General features: G+C 36.0%; 18 protein-coding genes. 10 read left to right on the top strand and 8 right to left on the bottom strand.

Translation table 11 applies throughout. The annotated features are described in order from the left end of the window. Window positions 1-5 precede the first annotated feature (5 nt). Window positions 6-572 (bottom strand): DUF6705 family protein, encoded by a 567-nt coding sequence (locus tag FB551_RS22705; RefSeq protein ID WP_142019023.1) that lies wholly within the window; start codon window positions 570-572, stop codon window positions 6-8. A 16-nt stretch (window positions 573-588) separates the two neighbouring features. Next, window positions 589-1878 carry a tumor necrosis factor receptor family protein gene (locus FB551_RS22710; protein ID WP_142019024.1) on the bottom strand — a complete coding sequence of 430 codons (1290 nt, stop codon included), beginning with the start codon at window positions 1876-1878 and terminating at the stop codon, window positions 589-591. A gap of 268 nt (window positions 1879-2146) precedes the next feature. Between FB551_RS22710 and FB551_RS22715 the strand changes: the two genes are divergently transcribed. From FB551_RS22715 to FB551_RS22740, 6 genes are all read left to right on the top strand, one after another. Further along, window positions 2147-2656 (top strand): RNA polymerase sigma factor, encoded by a 510-nt coding sequence (locus FB551_RS22715; protein ID WP_002976192.1) that lies wholly within the window; start codon window positions 2147-2149, stop codon window positions 2654-2656. Then, window positions 2631-3320, top strand: a complete 690-nt coding sequence (locus tag FB551_RS22720) for a hypothetical protein (protein WP_142019025.1) — start codon at window positions 2631-2633, stop codon at window positions 3318-3320. The genes FB551_RS22715 and FB551_RS22720 overlap by 26 nt, the downstream gene beginning before the upstream one ends. A gap of 16 nt (window positions 3321-3336) precedes the next feature. Further along, the gene (locus tag FB551_RS22725) at window positions 3337-4623 is read left to right on the top strand and encodes a DUF4252 domain-containing protein (protein ID WP_226798774.1); all 1287 of its coding nucleotides are present in this window, start codon (window positions 3337-3339) and stop codon (window positions 4621-4623) included. Window positions 4624-4634: 11 nt separating this feature from the next. After that, entirely contained in the window at window positions 4635-5138 is a 504-nt protein-coding gene (locus tag FB551_RS22730) for a DUF4252 domain-containing protein (protein WP_142019026.1), read from the top strand. A 241-nt stretch (window positions 5139-5379) separates the two neighbouring features. Further along, window positions 5380-6840, top strand: coding sequence for an IMP dehydrogenase (gene guaB / locus FB551_RS22735; RefSeq protein ID WP_047435716.1), 1461 nt, complete (start codon window positions 5380-5382; stop codon window positions 6838-6840). Between the two features lie 348 nt (window positions 6841-7188). Beyond that, window positions 7189-9054 carry a GEVED domain-containing protein gene (locus FB551_RS22740; RefSeq protein ID WP_142019027.1) on the top strand — a complete coding sequence of 622 codons (1866 nt, stop codon included), beginning with the start codon at window positions 7189-7191 and terminating at the stop codon, window positions 9052-9054. Window positions 9055-9108: 54 nt separating this feature from the next. Here FB551_RS22740 and FB551_RS22745 read toward each other — a convergent pair whose 3' ends face one another. From FB551_RS22745 to ruvC, 5 genes are all read right to left on the bottom strand, one after another. Next, the gene (locus FB551_RS22745; RefSeq protein WP_310024930.1) at window positions 9109-9339 is read right to left on the bottom strand and encodes a KTSC domain-containing protein; all 231 of its coding nucleotides are present in this window, start codon (window positions 9337-9339) and stop codon (window positions 9109-9111) included. A 66-nt stretch (window positions 9340-9405) separates the two neighbouring features. After that, a complete protein-coding gene (locus FB551_RS22750) occupies window positions 9406-10098 on the bottom strand; it encodes a T9SS type A sorting domain-containing protein (protein WP_142019028.1) in 693 nt (230 codons plus the stop codon). A 5-nt stretch (window positions 10099-10103) separates the two neighbouring features. Further along, window positions 10104-10697, bottom strand: coding sequence for a phage tail protein (locus FB551_RS22755; RefSeq protein ID WP_082002042.1), 594 nt, complete (start codon window positions 10695-10697; stop codon window positions 10104-10106). A 173-nt stretch (window positions 10698-10870) separates the two neighbouring features. Then, the gene (locus FB551_RS22760; protein WP_047435704.1) at window positions 10871-11941 is read right to left on the bottom strand and encodes a DUF4407 domain-containing protein; all 1071 of its coding nucleotides are present in this window, start codon (window positions 11939-11941) and stop codon (window positions 10871-10873) included. Window positions 11942-12092: 151 nt separating this feature from the next. After that, the gene (ruvC, locus tag FB551_RS22765) at window positions 12093-12647 is read right to left on the bottom strand and encodes a crossover junction endodeoxyribonuclease RuvC (RefSeq protein WP_047435701.1); all 555 of its coding nucleotides are present in this window, start codon (window positions 12645-12647) and stop codon (window positions 12093-12095) included. Window positions 12648-12749: 102 nt separating this feature from the next. On the opposite strand from ruvC, the gene FB551_RS22770 reads away from it, so the two are divergent. After that, window positions 12750-13235, top strand: coding sequence for a hypothetical protein (locus FB551_RS22770; RefSeq protein WP_142019029.1), 486 nt, complete (start codon window positions 12750-12752; stop codon window positions 13233-13235). A 2-nt stretch (window positions 13236-13237) separates the two neighbouring features. Then, on the top strand, window positions 13238-14596 hold the full coding sequence (locus FB551_RS22775) for a T9SS type A sorting domain-containing protein (protein WP_142019030.1): 1359 nt from the start codon (window positions 13238-13240) through the stop codon (window positions 14594-14596). Between the two features lie 36 nt (window positions 14597-14632). Here FB551_RS22775 and FB551_RS22780 read toward each other — a convergent pair whose 3' ends face one another. Further along, the gene (locus tag FB551_RS22780; protein WP_226798775.1) at window positions 14633-15070 is read right to left on the bottom strand and encodes a 2'-5' RNA ligase family protein; all 438 of its coding nucleotides are present in this window, start codon (window positions 15068-15070) and stop codon (window positions 14633-14635) included. A gap of 170 nt (window positions 15071-15240) precedes the next feature. Here FB551_RS22780 and FB551_RS22785 point away from each other — a divergent pair, with 170 nt between their 5' ends. Together FB551_RS22785 and FB551_RS22790 are read left to right on the top strand one after the other, a co-directional pair. Further along, window positions 15241-15564: a PadR family transcriptional regulator gene (locus tag FB551_RS22785; RefSeq protein ID WP_123279028.1), complete on the top strand. Its 324-nt coding sequence runs from the start codon at window positions 15241-15243 to the stop codon at window positions 15562-15564. After that, window positions 15561-16280: a hypothetical protein gene (locus tag FB551_RS22790; protein ID WP_142019031.1), complete on the top strand. Its 720-nt coding sequence runs from the start codon at window positions 15561-15563 to the stop codon at window positions 16278-16280. The genes FB551_RS22785 and FB551_RS22790 overlap by 4 nt, the downstream gene beginning before the upstream one ends. Window position 16281 lies beyond the last annotated feature (1 nt).

Consider the following 16281-nt stretch of genomic DNA (forward strand, 5'->3'; position numbering starts at 1 on the left):
GAATATTACTGTTTTGTAAAAATTAAATCCTTTGTTTCAGGGAGATAAATTGTATAATCTTTATCGGTAGGACAAGTAATATCATTTCTGGTAGTGGTTCCAGGATAATATCCCCAAGAAAGCTGAGTAGAATTTATCTTCTTTAATACAACAGTACCTATTCCTACGTTACAATTTCCTCCTGAAAAAAGTAAAGTAACACTATTTCCGCTATCCAGTGTGTAAGCACTTCTTACAGAAAATCCTGTATCATTTGTAAAATCTTTATTTAAAGTACTTTCTAATATTACTCCATTTTTTCTAACTTCATATCTGGTAAATAATTGATCCCTGTAAAAATTTTTTCCAAAAAGCTCTATTGGAGCTTTTATTTGTTTTGATATCTGTAGGGTTATAGCGTTATCTTGAAAAGTAGCTTTCCAGGTTCCAGTATAATAGTTTAGTTCGTTATTTAAATCTTTAAAGTATGCATTTGAAGCTAATTTAGATGCTGAAGTATTTAGTGGATATACTGGCTGTTGTGCCTTACAAGAGAAAATAAATAATGTGAGTATATAAATAATTTGTTTCATAATACTATTTTGTTTTTCAATTATTACATGGAACAGGTGTTGTAGTTCCATCTGAATTTTGAGTTATTGTATAAGCTTTATTATCTTCTATTTTTTGCAAAGTAACTTTATTTTGTAATCCCATTTTTTTCAAAGTAAATAAGAATATTTGTTCAAGTATTTGATTTGGTGAAATACTATTATCACCAACCATATTTAAATAATCATCCCATTGCTGGGTATTCCAATTTTTCAACTGACTTTCACTATAATTCCCATATGGGGGTAAATCCCCATGGCTCCCGTTAAAATACATTACATAATGTATGCCAGCTGGAGCCATTATTCCCATATATCCATTTCCTACATTTCCTACATTCTGATATCTTGCTATTTCAATTAAGGTAGAAATGTCGGTTGCAGAAAAAATGTTTACTCCAGTACCGGTATGATTATGGTAACCTCCATTCATAGTAGAAGGATTTCCAAAGTTTACACTGTGTCCGCTATTTTGGCTAGTCTGTGTGGGGACACCTGTTTTGTTATCCCGCCAACCTTTTTCTCCCGTACCATTGGCCATATGACTTTTTAAATCCTCGGTAATATTTTTGATTTTCTGGCTTTCTAATAGATTTTTCGTCTTTTCACAAGGATTTTTCTCTTCTGGTGGGTCTGGGTACTCATAACCATTACCACTCCCACCTCCGTCATCCATCCCAATAGGATCAAATGTTTTGGGTGTTGTGCCAGGTATCCATTTGCAAACCGTTTCTGATGTTGTATACGGGGTGCAATTAGGTTCTTTGTCTGTGCATCCTATGGTTATCCATCTGGTGTTACACTGAAAAACGGGGGTGTTTCTGGACGAGGTTGAGTTTTGAGAATCTGTTTTTTCTCCATAATCGGTAATCTTGGAAAAAATAACAGCATGGAAGAAATCAATTTTACCTTTGTCTTCTTTTTCAAAAAAATAGATTTTATTTCCTTCTCTTACAGCTTCCATCAGCAAAACCACTCTGTTATCTTTTACTACAGGTACCAAAAGATAGCTTTCTCCAAATTGGCCGAAAGTCATGGCATAATCCCAGTACAGATCACCATATCTGTTTTTTACGTGCTCCATATTGGCTACTTTCATAAATACCTGCTGTACCTTATGGATGTACACTTCGTCTTCCTTCCAGAAACTCTTTGATGCAAATCTCGCTGAAGAATTATAAGAGCGTTGTTGAGAAGAATCTTCTGTAGAGAATTCTTCATTCCGGCAGCACCATAAGGTAGACAGAATGGTAAGCAGAAAGCATAGCCGTAAAATAGCTTTTTTCATCACTGGCATTTAGTTTTTATGATGTTAAATATATAAAACTTTTATAATTCGACAAATGTGTGAATAATAAATCAAAATACTATGGTGAAACATTACGGATTTCCTTATGTATACTTCCTTTCCGAAAGGTAAATGTGTGATTTTGGAGTAGCTTTACTCAGGCAGTCCTGGGTTGAAAATAAAAAATATCAGAATTTTTCAAAGTTTTTTTATTTTTGATGTAATAGATAAGTAATGGCAATTGTCTTACCTATAAGAAACAAAACTCATGACCCAAGAAACTTTCAAGAATACGGTGTTTATTCTCAAAGACGAGATGTATCGTTTTGCGAAGCGGTTTGTCATGAGCAGTGATGAAGCGGAAGATGTAGTACAGGATCTCATGATGAAGTTTTGGCAGAAGAGGGATGAGCTTGAGCAATTCGGGAATTTTAAATCCTATGCGCTGAAGTCTGTCCGGAACGAATGCCTGAACCGCCTGAAGCATCATGATGTAAAGATCGGCTTTGCGGATATGCAGCTTCATCGCTCGGAGCTTTACAGTATGGAAGTTGATAACCTTAAGGAACATATTGTAGGATTTATCAATCAGCTCCCCGAAAAACAAAAGATGGTCATCCACTTGAAAGATGTAGAAGAGTATGATGTTTCCGAAATTTCTGAAATGCTGGAAATGGAGGAAAATGCAGTAAGGGTAAACCTGATGCGTGCGAGACAAAAAGTAAAAGAACAAATCTCACAACTGATGAGCTATGAAAAAAGATCAATTACAAGATAAATACAACGAAGTCTTCCGGGAAATTAAGGAAGAAAAAATGGACTGGAGTTTTGAAGACTTTCTTCAGACTGCAGAAGGTGCGGAACCTGAACAGAATATGGCCCCTATTATACCATTGGAAAAAAAGAAACCCTCTTTTCCGAAATGGTTCTGGATGGCCGCCAGTGTAATGGTGGTTTTTGGTATCGGCTTATTTCTTAATTATAATAATTCCAGGGCAGCAGATGCCCAGGACAGAGAAAAACTGGTAAAAGATGAAATCTTAAAACAGAAATCCGGATTTATTGAAGAAAACAGCGATCATCAGGAACAGGTTGCAGTGAATCATACAGACTCTATTTCCGGGGTGAAAAAAGATTCTGTTTTTCAGGACAACCCGATGGCAGAAAAAGATGTTATGGACGAAATTCTGCCAAAAAGAGGAAGACTTAAAAAGGAAAGAAAACCTAGATATGTGGATAATTCTTCCTACCGGAACAGTAGAGATATAAATGACTCTGCTTCTGCATACGATGACTCATATGTTATTGTAAACGGCAAAAGAATCAGCAGTGAAAAAGAAGCCATAGATGTTGCCAAATATTCCTTTATGAAATTAGGAAACGAATTTAAAAAAACAGTAGCATCTTCTCAAAAAAATGAAAATCTTGACAGCGAATACTAAAAATCAGAACAATCCCATGAAAAAAATATTTTTTATAATAGCCGTAATGCTAAGCAGCTTTGCAACTTATTCTGCACAGACTGAGAAATTAGACAAGCTTTTTCAGGATTTTGAAAGAAAGGGAAGAGTGACATCCATCAATATTAAAAAACCGATGTTCAAGCTACTGAATACCATTGATGTAGATGATGCTTATATCGGAAAAATAAAACCGATTCTGAACGATGTAGATGGACTTAAAATTTTAATTATCCCTAAAATTACCTTTCCGGATCGTTTAAAAGATGAGAATCTTGCCAATATAAAAATGAACGAGGATAAAACGGCGAGAATAAACGATGCCTTAAAATCATTAAACTTTAACGAGCTGATGTCTATGAGCAGTGATGGAACTTCTATGAAATTCCTGGCTGAAGATGAAAAAGATAACTATCTTGAAAATCTGGTGTTCAATGTAGACTCCAAAGAAGAAAATATCATTTTTATTCTGAATGGAAAAATGAAACTGTCGGATGTTAACAAAATCATTAATTCCGGCGAAACAATTACCTCTTCTGTGACAAGCTCGGTAAGAAGTGACCTTACATCAGGAAATACATCTTCTTACTTGAATGGTGATAACAGAAATGTTGGTGAGTTTTCAAAAATAGATGCCAGTGTGGGAGTAAATGTTACCTTCAAGCAGGAAAATAGCAGGAGTGTAAAAGTGATTGCAGATGCAGATAAACTTCAATATGTAATCACCAAAGTGGAAAACGGAGTGCTGAAAATATATGTGGATAATAAAGGAGTTCGAAATCTGAGATTTAAAAACCTTAATGTTAATGTTTCAGCACCCGGTATCAGTGCTATAAAAACATCGTCAGGAAGTGTCTTTACAGCAGTGAATCCTGTTACAGAAAGCAGCCTTGCAATCGAAGCAGAATCTGGTTCTATTATTAAAGGGACATTCAAATTGAATGAAAATGCTGCCATAGCAGTAAACTCAGGTTCGGTAATAGATATTGATATTAAAACACCAAAGCTGGCATTAGATACTTCCAGCGGAGCAAGTATTAGCTTATCAGGAGAGGCAGCCTCTGCCGTAATTGATGTCAGCAGCGGAGCTTCTTGTAGAGCTGATGATCTTAAAATCGCAACAGCAGTAGTAGAATCTACCTCAGGAGCAAGTATTTCTTTACTTGTTACAGACAAGTTAAAAGTAAGTGTTTCTTCAGGAGCCGATGTAAAACTGAAAGGGAACCCTGAGCTGGATGCTAAAGTGGACAAAATTTCAGGAGGAAGCTTGAGACAAATCAAATAAAAAACTAAACTATGAAGACTCTTAAAAACATTTTCCTCGCTATCTTGACAGTGGCTATGCTTCAATCATGTATTGTTTCAGAAAAACCGAACATAGATTTTTTTCAGAATTCAAAATATGACTTCAAGGGAGCACAGTTTGCAAGTATTAATGTACCCATGGTTTTGGCTAAGTCTTATATTAAGAAAGCCTTGAGAGAAGAAGGAGAAAGTGAAGAGACCATAGATCTGGTGAAGAAAGCTTCCAAAATAAAGGTTCTTACTGTAACCAATGGAAATGAGGAAATGCTTGATGACTACGCTCAGTTTTTGAATCATAATCATTATGAAGAGTGGGCCAGTATAAAACATGACGGAGATGATATCAACATCAGAGTAAAACAGGATGGGGAGACCATTAAAAATCTGCTGATTACAGTAGGCTCCAAGAAAAATGACATAGTATTCGTAGATGTGAAAGGAAACTTTACTGCCAGTGATATTTCAAAAATGGTTAATTCTGTTTCTGATAAATAATCATACTCTTTCAAACATTCAAACCGGATGAAACTGAAAACCTCGTCAAATAGACCTTCAATGTTCATATTTAACATATATATAAAGTAGTTTCATACTCATTCAATTATTTTGTACCGTAACCGTTCTGACAAAAGGACGGTTTTTTGATTTAAGTTATTGATTATTAATTTTTATTTAAACTATCAAAAAGGATTTTCATATCTCACTAAAATAACCTAATTTTGCAAAGAAAGTAAAGATGTCTATTCATAACAAAATTGTAGAGACAGCCATCACTTTCGATGACGTTCTTCTAGTCCCTTCTTATTCAGAAGTTTTACCTAACCAGGTTTCATTAAAATCAAGACTTACCGACAAAATCACGCTGAATGTTCCGATAGTTTCCGCTGCGATGGACACTGTTACTGAAGCTGATCTGGCAATTGCTTTAGCAAGAGTCGGAGGGTTAGGATTTATCCACAAAAACATGACAATCGCTGAGCAGGCAGCTCAGGTAAACCGTGTGAAACGTTCCGAAAACGGAATGATCTCTGATCCAGTTACTCTATCTAAAGATCATACTTTAGGTGAAGCTAAAGATCTTATGTCAAGGTATAAGATTTCCGGTCTTCCGGTAGTAGATCCCGATAATGTCCTGATCGGAATTATTACGAACAGAGATGTAAAATATCAGGAAAATCTTGATATGAAAGTAGAAGAGATTATGACCAAAGATAATCTGATCACTTCAGATAAAGATACCAACCTTGAAAAAGCTAAAGAAATTCTTCTTAAAAACAGAGTTGAAAAACTTCCTATCGTAGATAAAGATAATAAACTTGTAGGTCTAATTACCATCAAGGATATCGATAATCAGTTGGAATATCCTAATGCTAATAAAGATGAAAATGGTCGTCTTATCGTAGGAGCAGGAGTAGGAGTAGGAGAAGATACATTAACGAGAATTGAGGCTTTAGTACAGGCAGGAGTTGATATTGTAGCAATTGATTCTGCACATGGCCATTCAAAAGGAGTTTTAGATAAAATTTCAGAGATCAGAAAAGCATATCCTAACCTTGATATTGTAGGAGGGAATATTGTAACAGCAGATGCCGCAAAAGATCTTATTGCAGCAGGAGCAAACGTATTGAAAGTAGGTGTAGGACCCGGATCGATCTGTACAACCAGAGTGGTTGCCGGAGTAGGAGTTCCTCAGCTATCTGCCATTTATAATGTTTACGAATATGCTAAATCTCAAAATGTAGCAGTAATTGGTGACGGAGGTATCAAACTTTCCGGAGACATTGTAAAAGCTATCGCCAGCGGTGCAGGTGCTGTAATGTTAGGTTCACTTTTAGCAGGTACAGATGAAGCTCCGGGAGAGGAAATTATTTTCCAGGGAAGAAAATTCAAATCTTACCAGGGTATGGGAAGCCTTTCAGCAATGAAGAGAGGTGGTAAAGAAAGATATTTCCAAAGTGAAGCTAAAAAATTCGTTCCGGAAGGAATTGAAGGAAGAGTTCCGCATAAAGGAAAACTGGAAGATGTTATTTTCCAGTTGACAGGAGGTTTGAGAGCCGGAATGGGATACTGTGGTGCAAAAGATATTGAAACGCTACAAAGAGATTCAAAATTGGTTATGATTACCGGAAGCGGATTGAAAGAATCTCACCCGCACGATGTAATTATTACACAGGAAGCTCCGAATTATTCTTTGTAAAATTATAATTCATTTTAAATATGAAAAACCGCACAATTTGTGCGGTTTTTTTATTTTATGATTTTGTTTTAATGGTTTGATTAATAGGATGTTAATTTTAAATTTCCGATTTTTAGAATTATCTATTTATGTATATTTTTATTTGTTTATTGATTATATTGTAAATAAATTTACTCCTAATTGGTTTGATGTTAATTTTATTTTCAATTTAAATGTAACAATAGTTAAGTTTTTTCTACTAACTGTAATGAAATTTTAATTTTATTGCTTGTTTTTAGCTGTGAATATCACAGGTAGGTATGTAAACGCAGTAAATTTGTAAATTGTTTAATTTTTTAAATTAGTAAAATGAAGAAAACTATCCTTTGTGGGGCTTTGTTACTATCCCTTTCAGTATCTGCACAGCAAAAAAAAGATTGGTGTGACTTTGATAACGAACAGAGAGTACACCAAAAACAGAATGCGGAAATTGATCAAATGATTCGCAATATCCGTAACAAAATTATTAGCGGTAACCAAAATACGACTGCTAAAAATGCAAGTGCATACAAAATTGTAAACGGAGTTTATGAAATTCCTGTAGTAGTACACGTAATAACACCTACTGGTGCGGCTATTGGTACTGCTTACAATAAGAGTGATGCACAGATTCAGGCTTGGTTGGATCACTGTAATCAAATGTATGCAGGGACTTACCAGTGGACTCAGGGAGTTCCGGCAGATTTTGGTAGTGCTGCCACAATGCCGATTAAACTGGTATTGGCTAAAAGAGACCCTAACTGTAATGCCACTACAGGGATTGTTCGATATAACGGAGGAAGTCTTACAGGATATGATACTTATGGAGTAAAACGTAATGGCGCTAACGGAGTTACTACAGCACAAGTAAAAACTATTGCTCCACACTGGCCGGAAGCATCTTACTTCAACATCTATATTATGAATAAAGTAGATGGTGGCGGTACATATGGTATCATGGGATGGGCAGGATTACCTCAGAACCCTGATTCTTCTTATGAATCCTTTATGAAATCTTTTGTAGTTACACTACAGGATGATATTACTCTTGCACACGAATTTGGACATAGTATGGGATTACTTCATACTTTTGGAAATGTAAACCCGGATGCACCACAAGGAGATACTACTACTAATTTCTGCCCACCAACCACTGGTAACTGTGAGAATGATGATGACCAGGTTTGTGATACAGAAAGATCAAGAAGTTTGCTGAACGATCCGGCACCTACCAATAATGATATGAATTATTGTTCAGGGGTAAATTATCAGGGAGTACAGTATAATATGATGAACTACACAAATCCATCAGCATTTAAATTTACCAATGGACAGCATGATAGAGCAGCTCTTTATTTCTTCCTGATGAAAGGAGGGCTAAGTACTTCACTGGGAGCAACAGCTCCGTCTGCTGGAGCAGCTATTGGAACTCCTATTGCTGCGGCATGTAATCCAACAGGTATTACTACACCAAGTAACTATTTCGTAGGCCCTACTTTAGTGAAACTTGGAAATATTAATAATGCATCAACAGGATATTGGCAAAGTGCTGCTAATTTCTATGAAGATTATACAGGAGCTAGCTGCTTAAGAGCAACATCAACTGAACTTTCTGCTACGGGAACTCATAACCTTCAGGTGAATGTATCAGATTCAAATAATGATATAAGAGTGTGGATCGATTATAACAATAACGGAACCTTTGAAGCTTCTGAGCTTGTAGGTTCAGCGGATAATATTATTGCAGATCCAGTTACTTTAATTGGTACTTACAGTACTACGATTACAGCTCCTGCTTCAGTAGTATTGAATACTCCACTAAGAATGAGAGTTCTTGTAGATGATGAGAATACCAACATGACACCTTGTGGACAATTAAAATATGGGCAGGTTGAAGATTATACTGTGAAATTTGTTACCAACTTGGGAACAAGTGAAGTGAAAGCCGATAATGGTGATTTAACAGTTTATCCTAACCCGGTAGCAACCGGAGATAAAATCTTCATTAAAGCTAAAAATGGTAAAAACCTAAAAGTATCTATTTCTGATATGTCAGGAAGATTGGTATCAAGCCCATCTGTAACTGAAGAAGGAAATGGCGTTTTCAAAGTAGACCAGCAATTAGAAAAAGGAGTTTATATGATTCAGGTTTCTAATGGAAAAGACAGCAAGTCTTCTAAACTGATTATTAAATAAACTGATCATCATTTAAATAAATCTAAATGTCTCCATTTCAATGGGGACATTTTTTTATTCAATCTTCATGTATTTAAATCTGGGCTTGATCACTTTATTTAAAAATTGCCCTTTGGATCTTGCCTCCTTAAACTTTTCAATAATGTCAGACGGAACTTTAAAATAATCATAAACCGCTCCTGACTGATATATAATTCGTAATATTTCAGTATCCGGGAAATAAATGAAATGATGTACAACACTTGATGGCATATTCTGATTGATACAAAAAATGTTCCTTACCATGAAAAATTAAAGCTTCCGGAAATTCCGAAAGCTTTAGTAATTAATTTCTTAAAATACAATAATGCTCTATTTTTTCACGAATTTAAATTGATGCGTTTGAAAATTTCGGGTATTTATTTTTAATACATATCCACCAGGAACCAGCTTTGAAACATCAATCCTGGAATCAAACATTTCCGATTTTACAAGACGTCCGTCAATAGTGTAAATCTGGAAAGATAGCCCGTTGTCAATACCGGAAATATTTATAAAATCGGTAACAGGATTAGGGAAGATCTGAATTTTGCCTTTTGAAAGTTCCGAAGTCCCCAATGTTGAAGTCTGTACATCACCTGTCATAGTGGAATTGACCGCAGTAAGGTTTCCCCCGCATTGTCCGTTAGTCATTGTTGTATTTTCAACCCAGGTTCCAATATTGTTACCCGGAGGTATCGGGACAGAATTGTTACCTGTGGAGTTGTAATAAATCAGATAAGGAGCTGTAAAAGTTCCGTTTCCTTCATCACCGAGAAATTCCCATCTTGTAAGAGCGTTGTTCCATTGAATTTTAAATTCGCAGGTACCTAATCCACTACAATCCTGCCCGCCATCAACAGGAGTAGTCATATAGATGTTCTTACTGAAGGCATCTACCCCGGTTTTGTTAAAGACGTACGTATTAGGCGGGCTGTCAAACAGATTTGGACATCCGCTGAAAGTTATTGTCTGCGTGAAAGCTGAGCTTCCCATAGCAAGACATAATAAGTAAAGAATTTTCATAACGATTAGTTTTGTGATGGAAAGACTCCTGCCAATGCAATGATGCATTTCAGGGTAATAAAAGGAGGTCTGTTTTCATGAGGCTGACTTCCTCCGGTGTTTCCTACCATTGTGTTTTTCATCGTAGTATTAGCCGCGGCGTCGGAATATTCTTTGTCAAGCGTTTTGGTGTCTGCGGGAAGGCTGTTGGTAGGTGAGTTTTGATTTCCTTCCGCTGTTACCGCATTTATTGTGTGGTTATGAGCCGGCATTTGTGTTATCAGTAATGTTACACTTTCGGTTCCGCCGATTTCTCCCATAGTGTAGTTCGTTGGCCCTCCCGGAGCTTGTCCGTTATGAACGAGTACTCTTCCTCTCATGTCAGGTAAAGCAAATGTAGTGGTTCCGTTTCCTCCATAAGTAGTTCCCAGCAATGAAAAAAGTGCTTGATTTTGCGCGATGGGCAGAAGTTGCCCATTACATTCTGCCCAATATTTTGGAGCAAAATTATAAGGTACAAAGGCTATTTGCCCTAAAAATGGTTCTGATGCCTGTGCTTTTAGGGCAGGAGCAAATGCACTGCCTATCAGCAGTGTACATGCAAAAATTAAGTTTTTCATGATAGCAAGAATTTTAAGTAGTATAAAATTAGAAAATATTTTACATAAAATACCTTATTAAAAGAAAAACCTTTCGCTATATAGCAAAAGGTTAGATTTTATTTATTGAAAAATAATTTATTATAGATTTTTTCTCTAATGTTTGGAAGTGGATGCTCTAGGGAATGATCATTTTAATTTTTCAGATTATCTTTAAAATCATCAATTCTGAAATCGGTCAGAGCATTTCCTTTTTCAATTTTTTCTTTGGAATACAATCTGAAATCGTTTTCTGTTTTTTCTAAAAGATAATCGTATGGTCCTATATGAGAGATCAGTTTTACCAGAACCGGAGAAATTTCAAGACAGATAAACAATCCCATGATAAAAGCGGCTGCAAGTCCGATAATGGCAGAATTTTTACCAAGCTCATCCAACGCCTGAAGTCTTGCTGCAAAGCCATTGAACTTATCTTCAAAAGTTTCTGTAGATTTTCTTTCCGTTTCCAGATTCGTGTATACCTTGGATATTTCTTTATCCAGATATTCCAGTCTGGGAGCTGCCTGTTTCTGGTAATTTTCCAGATCCAGTCTGCGCTGCTCCTTCAGTTGCTGCTTACGTTTTGCATTGGGCCCATAACCTTCTTTTCCACTGGTTAATCCAGATTGTTTACCCAGAATCTCTTTTTCAAGCTCTACGGAAGCAGAATCATAAGACTGTTGGTACTGAGCAATTTTCCCTGAAATCTGCTGCTTTTCTGTTTCAAATGGACCACTTTGTTGAAGAATCCTGCCGTTCATTTCACCCTGAAGCTGTTTTTTATTTCTTTGAATAATAGTATTCAGCTGTTTGTTGACCTCCTTTTCAAAAATTTTAAGTTCTAAAGGTTTGGAAATAATAATTCCCAGGAATGTAGCAAGGATAAGACGTGGAATAGCCATTAAAATCTGATTCCACCATGTTCCCGTTTTTTTGATGGAAGAAACAATATAACGGTCAAGGTTGAATATCATCAGACCCCACAGAATTCCAAATCCTACAGCTGCCCAGATATTATCGAATACTGTATACATCGCATAGCCTGCAGACAAAGTGGCGAATACTGCAGTGAAAAGGACAATACCTCCAATGCCGGAAAACTTATTCCATTCACTTGGAGTCTTTCTTAAAATATGGATGTTCCCGCCTGAACATACCATCAGAAACTTTTGGAACCAGTTTATTTTATGAGTCCCTTGATTTATAGTTTGTTGGTTTGTTTTCATAACTGAAAATTTATACAAAGGTAGTACTAAAAATCATACCAATGTAAAAGATAGTATTATGTTTTACCAAGTAATTGTCTGTGTTTATGTAAGGTGTTGCTTTTTAGAGGGTTAATTTTTATTTTGAAAACGAGCAAGAAGAATTGGAAAACTATTTCAATCTGTCCGGATTTTGTTTCAGGAAGCTTTCCCATCCGGAATAGGATTTCGTATCGGTTATTGTTCCTGAATTAAAATGATGACATACTGCTACGGCAAGACCATCGGAAGCATCCAAATATTTTGTAGGGAATTCCTTTAATTTAAGAAGGTTTTGAAGCATTCCTGCTACTTGTTCCTTACTGGCGTTTCCGTTTCCGGTGATCGCCATTTTGATTTTTTTTGGAGAATACTCTGTAATCGGGATATTTCGGTAAAGACTGGCGGCCATAGCAACGCCCTGAGCACGGCCCAGTTTCAGCATACTCTGAACGTTTTTTCCATAGAAAGGAGCTTCAAGAGCAACTTCATCAGGGTGAAACTCATCAATAAGAGAAAGGGTTCTTTCAAAAATATACTTCAGCTTGGTTTCGTGATTGGGATATTTTTTTAAGATGAGCTCGTGAATAGAAACCATCTCCATTTTTCCTTTTTTTACGGAGATGATACCAAATCCCATTACTGTTGTCCCCGGGTCAATTCCTAAAATTATTTTCTCTGAAATCATTGCTTCAAAGATAGCAACTTTCTATGTTTTTTAAATGGAAAAAGTATTGACAATGATTTTAGTTTATGTTTAAAATTTTAATATCTTTAAATAAAAATGATCATGAAAAATGTATTTAACGTATTTATCGTTCCTGTTTTTCTCTTTTTTGGTGTTCAGGAGAGAAATAATTTAGTTCATAATAAGCGTTCGGAAACTTTGACAACGAAGAGCGAACGGATTATTTATTTGTTTTTCAAGGCAGATAAAGATCAGTCTGGAAATGCAAAAATTACTCTGCAGAGTACTAAAATTGCAGATGGCAGATTAAAACATATGCCTCCATTTGAAAGAAGCAACATCCGTAAGGGTGATCTTGTGATTACATTAGCAGGAGCTGATGGGAAAGAAGTAGGAAAACAACTTGTGAAAGATCCTTTTAATCCTGAACTGGAGGTGTATGAAAAAGAAGGAATATCAAGACATAAAGCTTCCCTTCAAAATACTGAATTCAGTGCCAGGTTTTCTTATTCTGAAAATGTACAGTCAGTAAAGATTGAAAAAGCAACTGATGATGGTTCACAAGTAATATTCACTCAAAAACTATAATCATGAAAAAAACTTTATTATCCCTTTTAATTGGAAGCAGTTGTTTTGCACAGACATTCGAAACCGTTCCGCTTTTACAGAATGGAGACAACAGTAAGCGGATTGTTATTGCAGTGTTAGGTGACGGATTCACCTCTGCACAGCAAACTGCTTTTACAACATCAGCTCAGAATACAATTAATTATCTTTTTACAAAAAGCCCTTATACTGAATATAAAAATTACTTCAATGCCTATGCGGTAAAAGTGATTTCCACAGAATCAGGAGTGAAGCATCCCGGAACTGCAACTGATGTGGCAGAGCCTGTAATTCCTGTAACCAATCCCAATAACTATCTAGGATCTACGTTTGATGTAGGAGTCCACAGGTGTATATACAGTAATACAACCAATAAAGTAGGACAAGTTCTGGCAGCCAATATCCCGGACTATGATATTACTTATGTACTGGGTAATTCTACAGAATATGGAGGTTGTGGAGGCACTTATGCTTTTGCTTCGCTCAATGGATCTTCCAATGAAATTGTAGTGCATGAGCTGGGACACTCATTTGGTAAGTTGGCCGATGAATATTGGTTTTCAGGTTCGCTGGAATCTCCCAACAAAACACAGAATTCTAATCCGGCCACGATAAAATGGAAAAACTGGGTAGGATTAAATGGGGTAGGTGTGTATGCCCATGCTGAAAGTCCAAGCTGGTTCAGACCGCACCAGAGCTGTGAAATGAGGTACCTTAACCAACAGTTCTGCTCTGTATGTAAAGAGGCAATTATTGAAAGGATTCATAGTCTGGTTTCCCCTGTAGATTCTTATACTCCGGCCAATAATACAACCGTTGATGCTACATCCAATATTACTTTCACAGTAAACGAAATTCTTCCTATTCCGAATACTCTGGTCAATTCATGGAGCTTGAACGGAACGGCCCTCGGAGCAACAGGAAATAGTATTACAATAACTCCAGGGCAGCTTAATAACGGAAATAATACTTTGACATTTTCGGTAGTTGATAACAACCCACTTTTGAAAGTAGACAATCACAGTACGCTTCATGTTACCAATGTTTCATGGACTCTGAGTAAGTCAACGCTTAAAATTTCAGAAGTAAAAGCTGAAGAGCGTCGTTTGAGTATTTATCCCAACCCAACAGATGGAGAAATTTTCATTAAAGGAAAACAAGGTTTTTCAAAAGAGGTAAAAGTAGAAGTATATGATGCTTCAGGAAAGCTTATTCCATCCAGGTTTGAACTGAATGATTCTGCAATAAAGGTTGATATTAAAAACTATCCGGCAGGTACTTATCTGTTGAATGTAAAAGAAAATAAAAATCTGATTATTTCTCAGAAAGTCATTAAAGAATAAATGAAATGATATGAAAACCGGCTCCAGCAGCCGGTTTTATTTTTTCAGTTTTTTCTCTGCGATAGGGATCCACTGGCCATCATGACGAAGAAGTACTATTTTATCAACTAAAAACTTAGTTTTATATTCCCTGTTTTCATATTTTTCCCAGGCTTTAAGATAATTTTCCCAGGTCAGATCTCTGTATCCTACAGTCATATGCGGGTGAAAAGAATACTGAGCAAAATTAAAATACTCCTTTACCCTATGATAAAGCTCTGTTAATTGAATGTTTTCTTTTGGCTGAATGTAAAGTACAGGATTTTTAGGATTGGGAAAGCTTCCGAAGCCATCCAGTTCCACTTCAAAAGGTGTGATTTCCGTGTTGATCTTCTGAAAAGCAATATGAATATCCTCCTCTAATTCAATTTCTCTTGAAAACGGAGGAAAGAGTGTAATATGTGCTTCATTTTTCAAAGCCTTGGAATTTGGCATAGTTTGTTGCCAGATCTTTTTTAAATACTTTTATATCTTCAATAATCTCCTGAGGAGGATAAACCGCAATGAAGTACATTTTTTTCATTCGGCAATTTAAAAAGTTTTTGTATTAAATTTACATGCATAAGAAAATTATGCATAAGTTTGCAATGTATATAAATCATTCTATGAAAAAGAATAGTCTTTATAAAGGTACCCTGCAGAATATTATTTTGAAGCTCCTCTCAAAAGAAGTTAAAATGTATGGGTATCAGATTACTCAAAGAGCGAAAGAACTTACTCTTGGTGAGCTTGAAATGACAGAAGGGGCACTCTATCCATTGTTGCATAAACTGGAAAGCGATGGAATGATCACTTCCGAAATTCAGAAGATTAACGGGAGAGACAGGAAATATTACCTGTTGACAGAAAAAGGCAAAAAACAACAGGCAGAACAGGAGACTGAGATGAAAAGCTATTTACTTAACCTACAGACAATATTCAATATATGATCACCGAATTACAGGAAAATAAAATTACGGATTATCTGATCACTCAGGAGCTGTCCTTAGATATTCTGGTGGAAATCAGAGATCACATGATCAGCCAGATTTCAGATATTCAGTTTAATGAGAATATCAATTTCGAGGAAGCTTTCTTAAAGGTAAAAGAATCCTGGGATGGCGAGTTTAAGATGGTTAATTACCTGTTATTTTATCCCACTAAAATTCCTTTGATTGCTAAAAGAATTATTCAGGAAAAATACAGCAGCCTTTTCAAAAAATCTTTGATGATAGGTGTTCTGGCATTTGGTGTTAACCTTATATTGATTTTTTTGGCAGGAAATCAGGAGGACTATAAAATACTTTTCAGACTTCTTAATGGATCATTTGTATTGACAACCATATTGATATGGATTTTTAATTATAAAATCTGGAAATATATAAAAGCAGACTTTAAATACAAAGGAAAATGTCTTTATACCATGTATCAGCAGAATCTCGGATTAATGGTTGTATGCACCACTTCTATGACGCAGGTAGCATTGAAGAGCGGAGATTATGCTTACCAGTTTTTCAGCCAACAAAATTATACAGATGTTGTTGGAGTTCTGGTGACTCTAGTTCTTCCTTTCGTATTGCAGGTATCTCTTGCTTTTGCGGTATTCAGTTTTCTGGAACATAAAAAGAACCTTGTAAAAATGCAGGAATTTCTGGATCCGGCATAGA

This window comes from Chryseobacterium aquifrigidense (assembly GCF_006716485.1).
GTDB classification, from domain to species: Bacteria; Bacteroidota; Bacteroidia; order Flavobacteriales; family Weeksellaceae; genus Chryseobacterium; species Chryseobacterium vietnamense.

Excerpts from the sequence above, each read along its gene's own strand:
- FB551_RS22720 (WP_142019025.1), top strand. The coding sequence starts at position 2,631 with ATGAAAAAAGATCAATTACAAGATAAATACAACGAAGTCTTCCGGGAA.
- FB551_RS22730 (WP_142019026.1), top strand. The coding sequence starts at position 4,635 with ATGAAGACTCTTAAAAACATTTTCCTCGCTATCTTGACAGTGGCTATG.
- FB551_RS22775 (WP_142019030.1), top strand. The coding sequence starts at position 13,238 with ATGAAAAAAACTTTATTATCCCTTTTAATTGGAAGCAGTTGTTTTGCA.
- FB551_RS22705 (WP_142019023.1), bottom strand. The coding sequence starts at position 572 with ATGAAACAAATTATTTATATACTCACATTATTTATTTTCTCTTGTAAG.
- guaB (WP_047435716.1), top strand. The coding sequence starts at position 5,380 with ATGTCTATTCATAACAAAATTGTAGAGACAGCCATCACTTTCGATGAC.
- ruvC (WP_047435701.1), bottom strand. The coding sequence starts at position 12,647 with ATGATTTCAGAGAAAATAATTTTAGGAATTGACCCGGGGACAACAGTA.
- FB551_RS22770 (WP_142019029.1), top strand. The coding sequence starts at position 12,750 with ATGAAAAATGTATTTAACGTATTTATCGTTCCTGTTTTTCTCTTTTTT.
- FB551_RS22725 (WP_226798774.1), top strand. The coding sequence starts at position 3,337 with ATGAAAAAAATATTTTTTATAATAGCCGTAATGCTAAGCAGCTTTGCA.
- FB551_RS22790 (WP_142019031.1), top strand. The coding sequence starts at position 15,561 with ATGATCACCGAATTACAGGAAAATAAAATTACGGATTATCTGATCACT.
- FB551_RS22755 (WP_082002042.1), bottom strand. The coding sequence starts at position 10,697 with ATGAAAAACTTAATTTTTGCATGTACACTGCTGATAGGCAGTGCATTT.
- FB551_RS22740 (WP_142019027.1), top strand. The coding sequence starts at position 7,189 with ATGAAGAAAACTATCCTTTGTGGGGCTTTGTTACTATCCCTTTCAGTA.
- FB551_RS22785 (WP_123279028.1), top strand. The coding sequence starts at position 15,241 with ATGAAAAAGAATAGTCTTTATAAAGGTACCCTGCAGAATATTATTTTG.
- FB551_RS22715 (WP_002976192.1), top strand. The coding sequence starts at position 2,147 with ATGACCCAAGAAACTTTCAAGAATACGGTGTTTATTCTCAAAGACGAG.
- FB551_RS22745 (WP_310024930.1), bottom strand. The coding sequence starts at position 9,339 with ATGGTAAGGAACATTTTTTGTATCAATCAGAATATGCCATCAAGTGTT.
- FB551_RS22750 (WP_142019028.1), bottom strand. The coding sequence starts at position 10,098 with ATGAAAATTCTTTACTTATTATGTCTTGCTATGGGAAGCTCAGCTTTC.
- FB551_RS22760 (WP_047435704.1), bottom strand. The coding sequence starts at position 11,941 with ATGAAAACAAACCAACAAACTATAAATCAAGGGACTCATAAAATAAAC.
- FB551_RS22780 (WP_226798775.1), bottom strand. The coding sequence starts at position 15,070 with ATGCCAAATTCCAAGGCTTTGAAAAATGAAGCACATATTACACTCTTT.
- FB551_RS22710 (WP_142019024.1), bottom strand. The coding sequence starts at position 1,878 with ATGAAAAAAGCTATTTTACGGCTATGCTTTCTGCTTACCATTCTGTCT.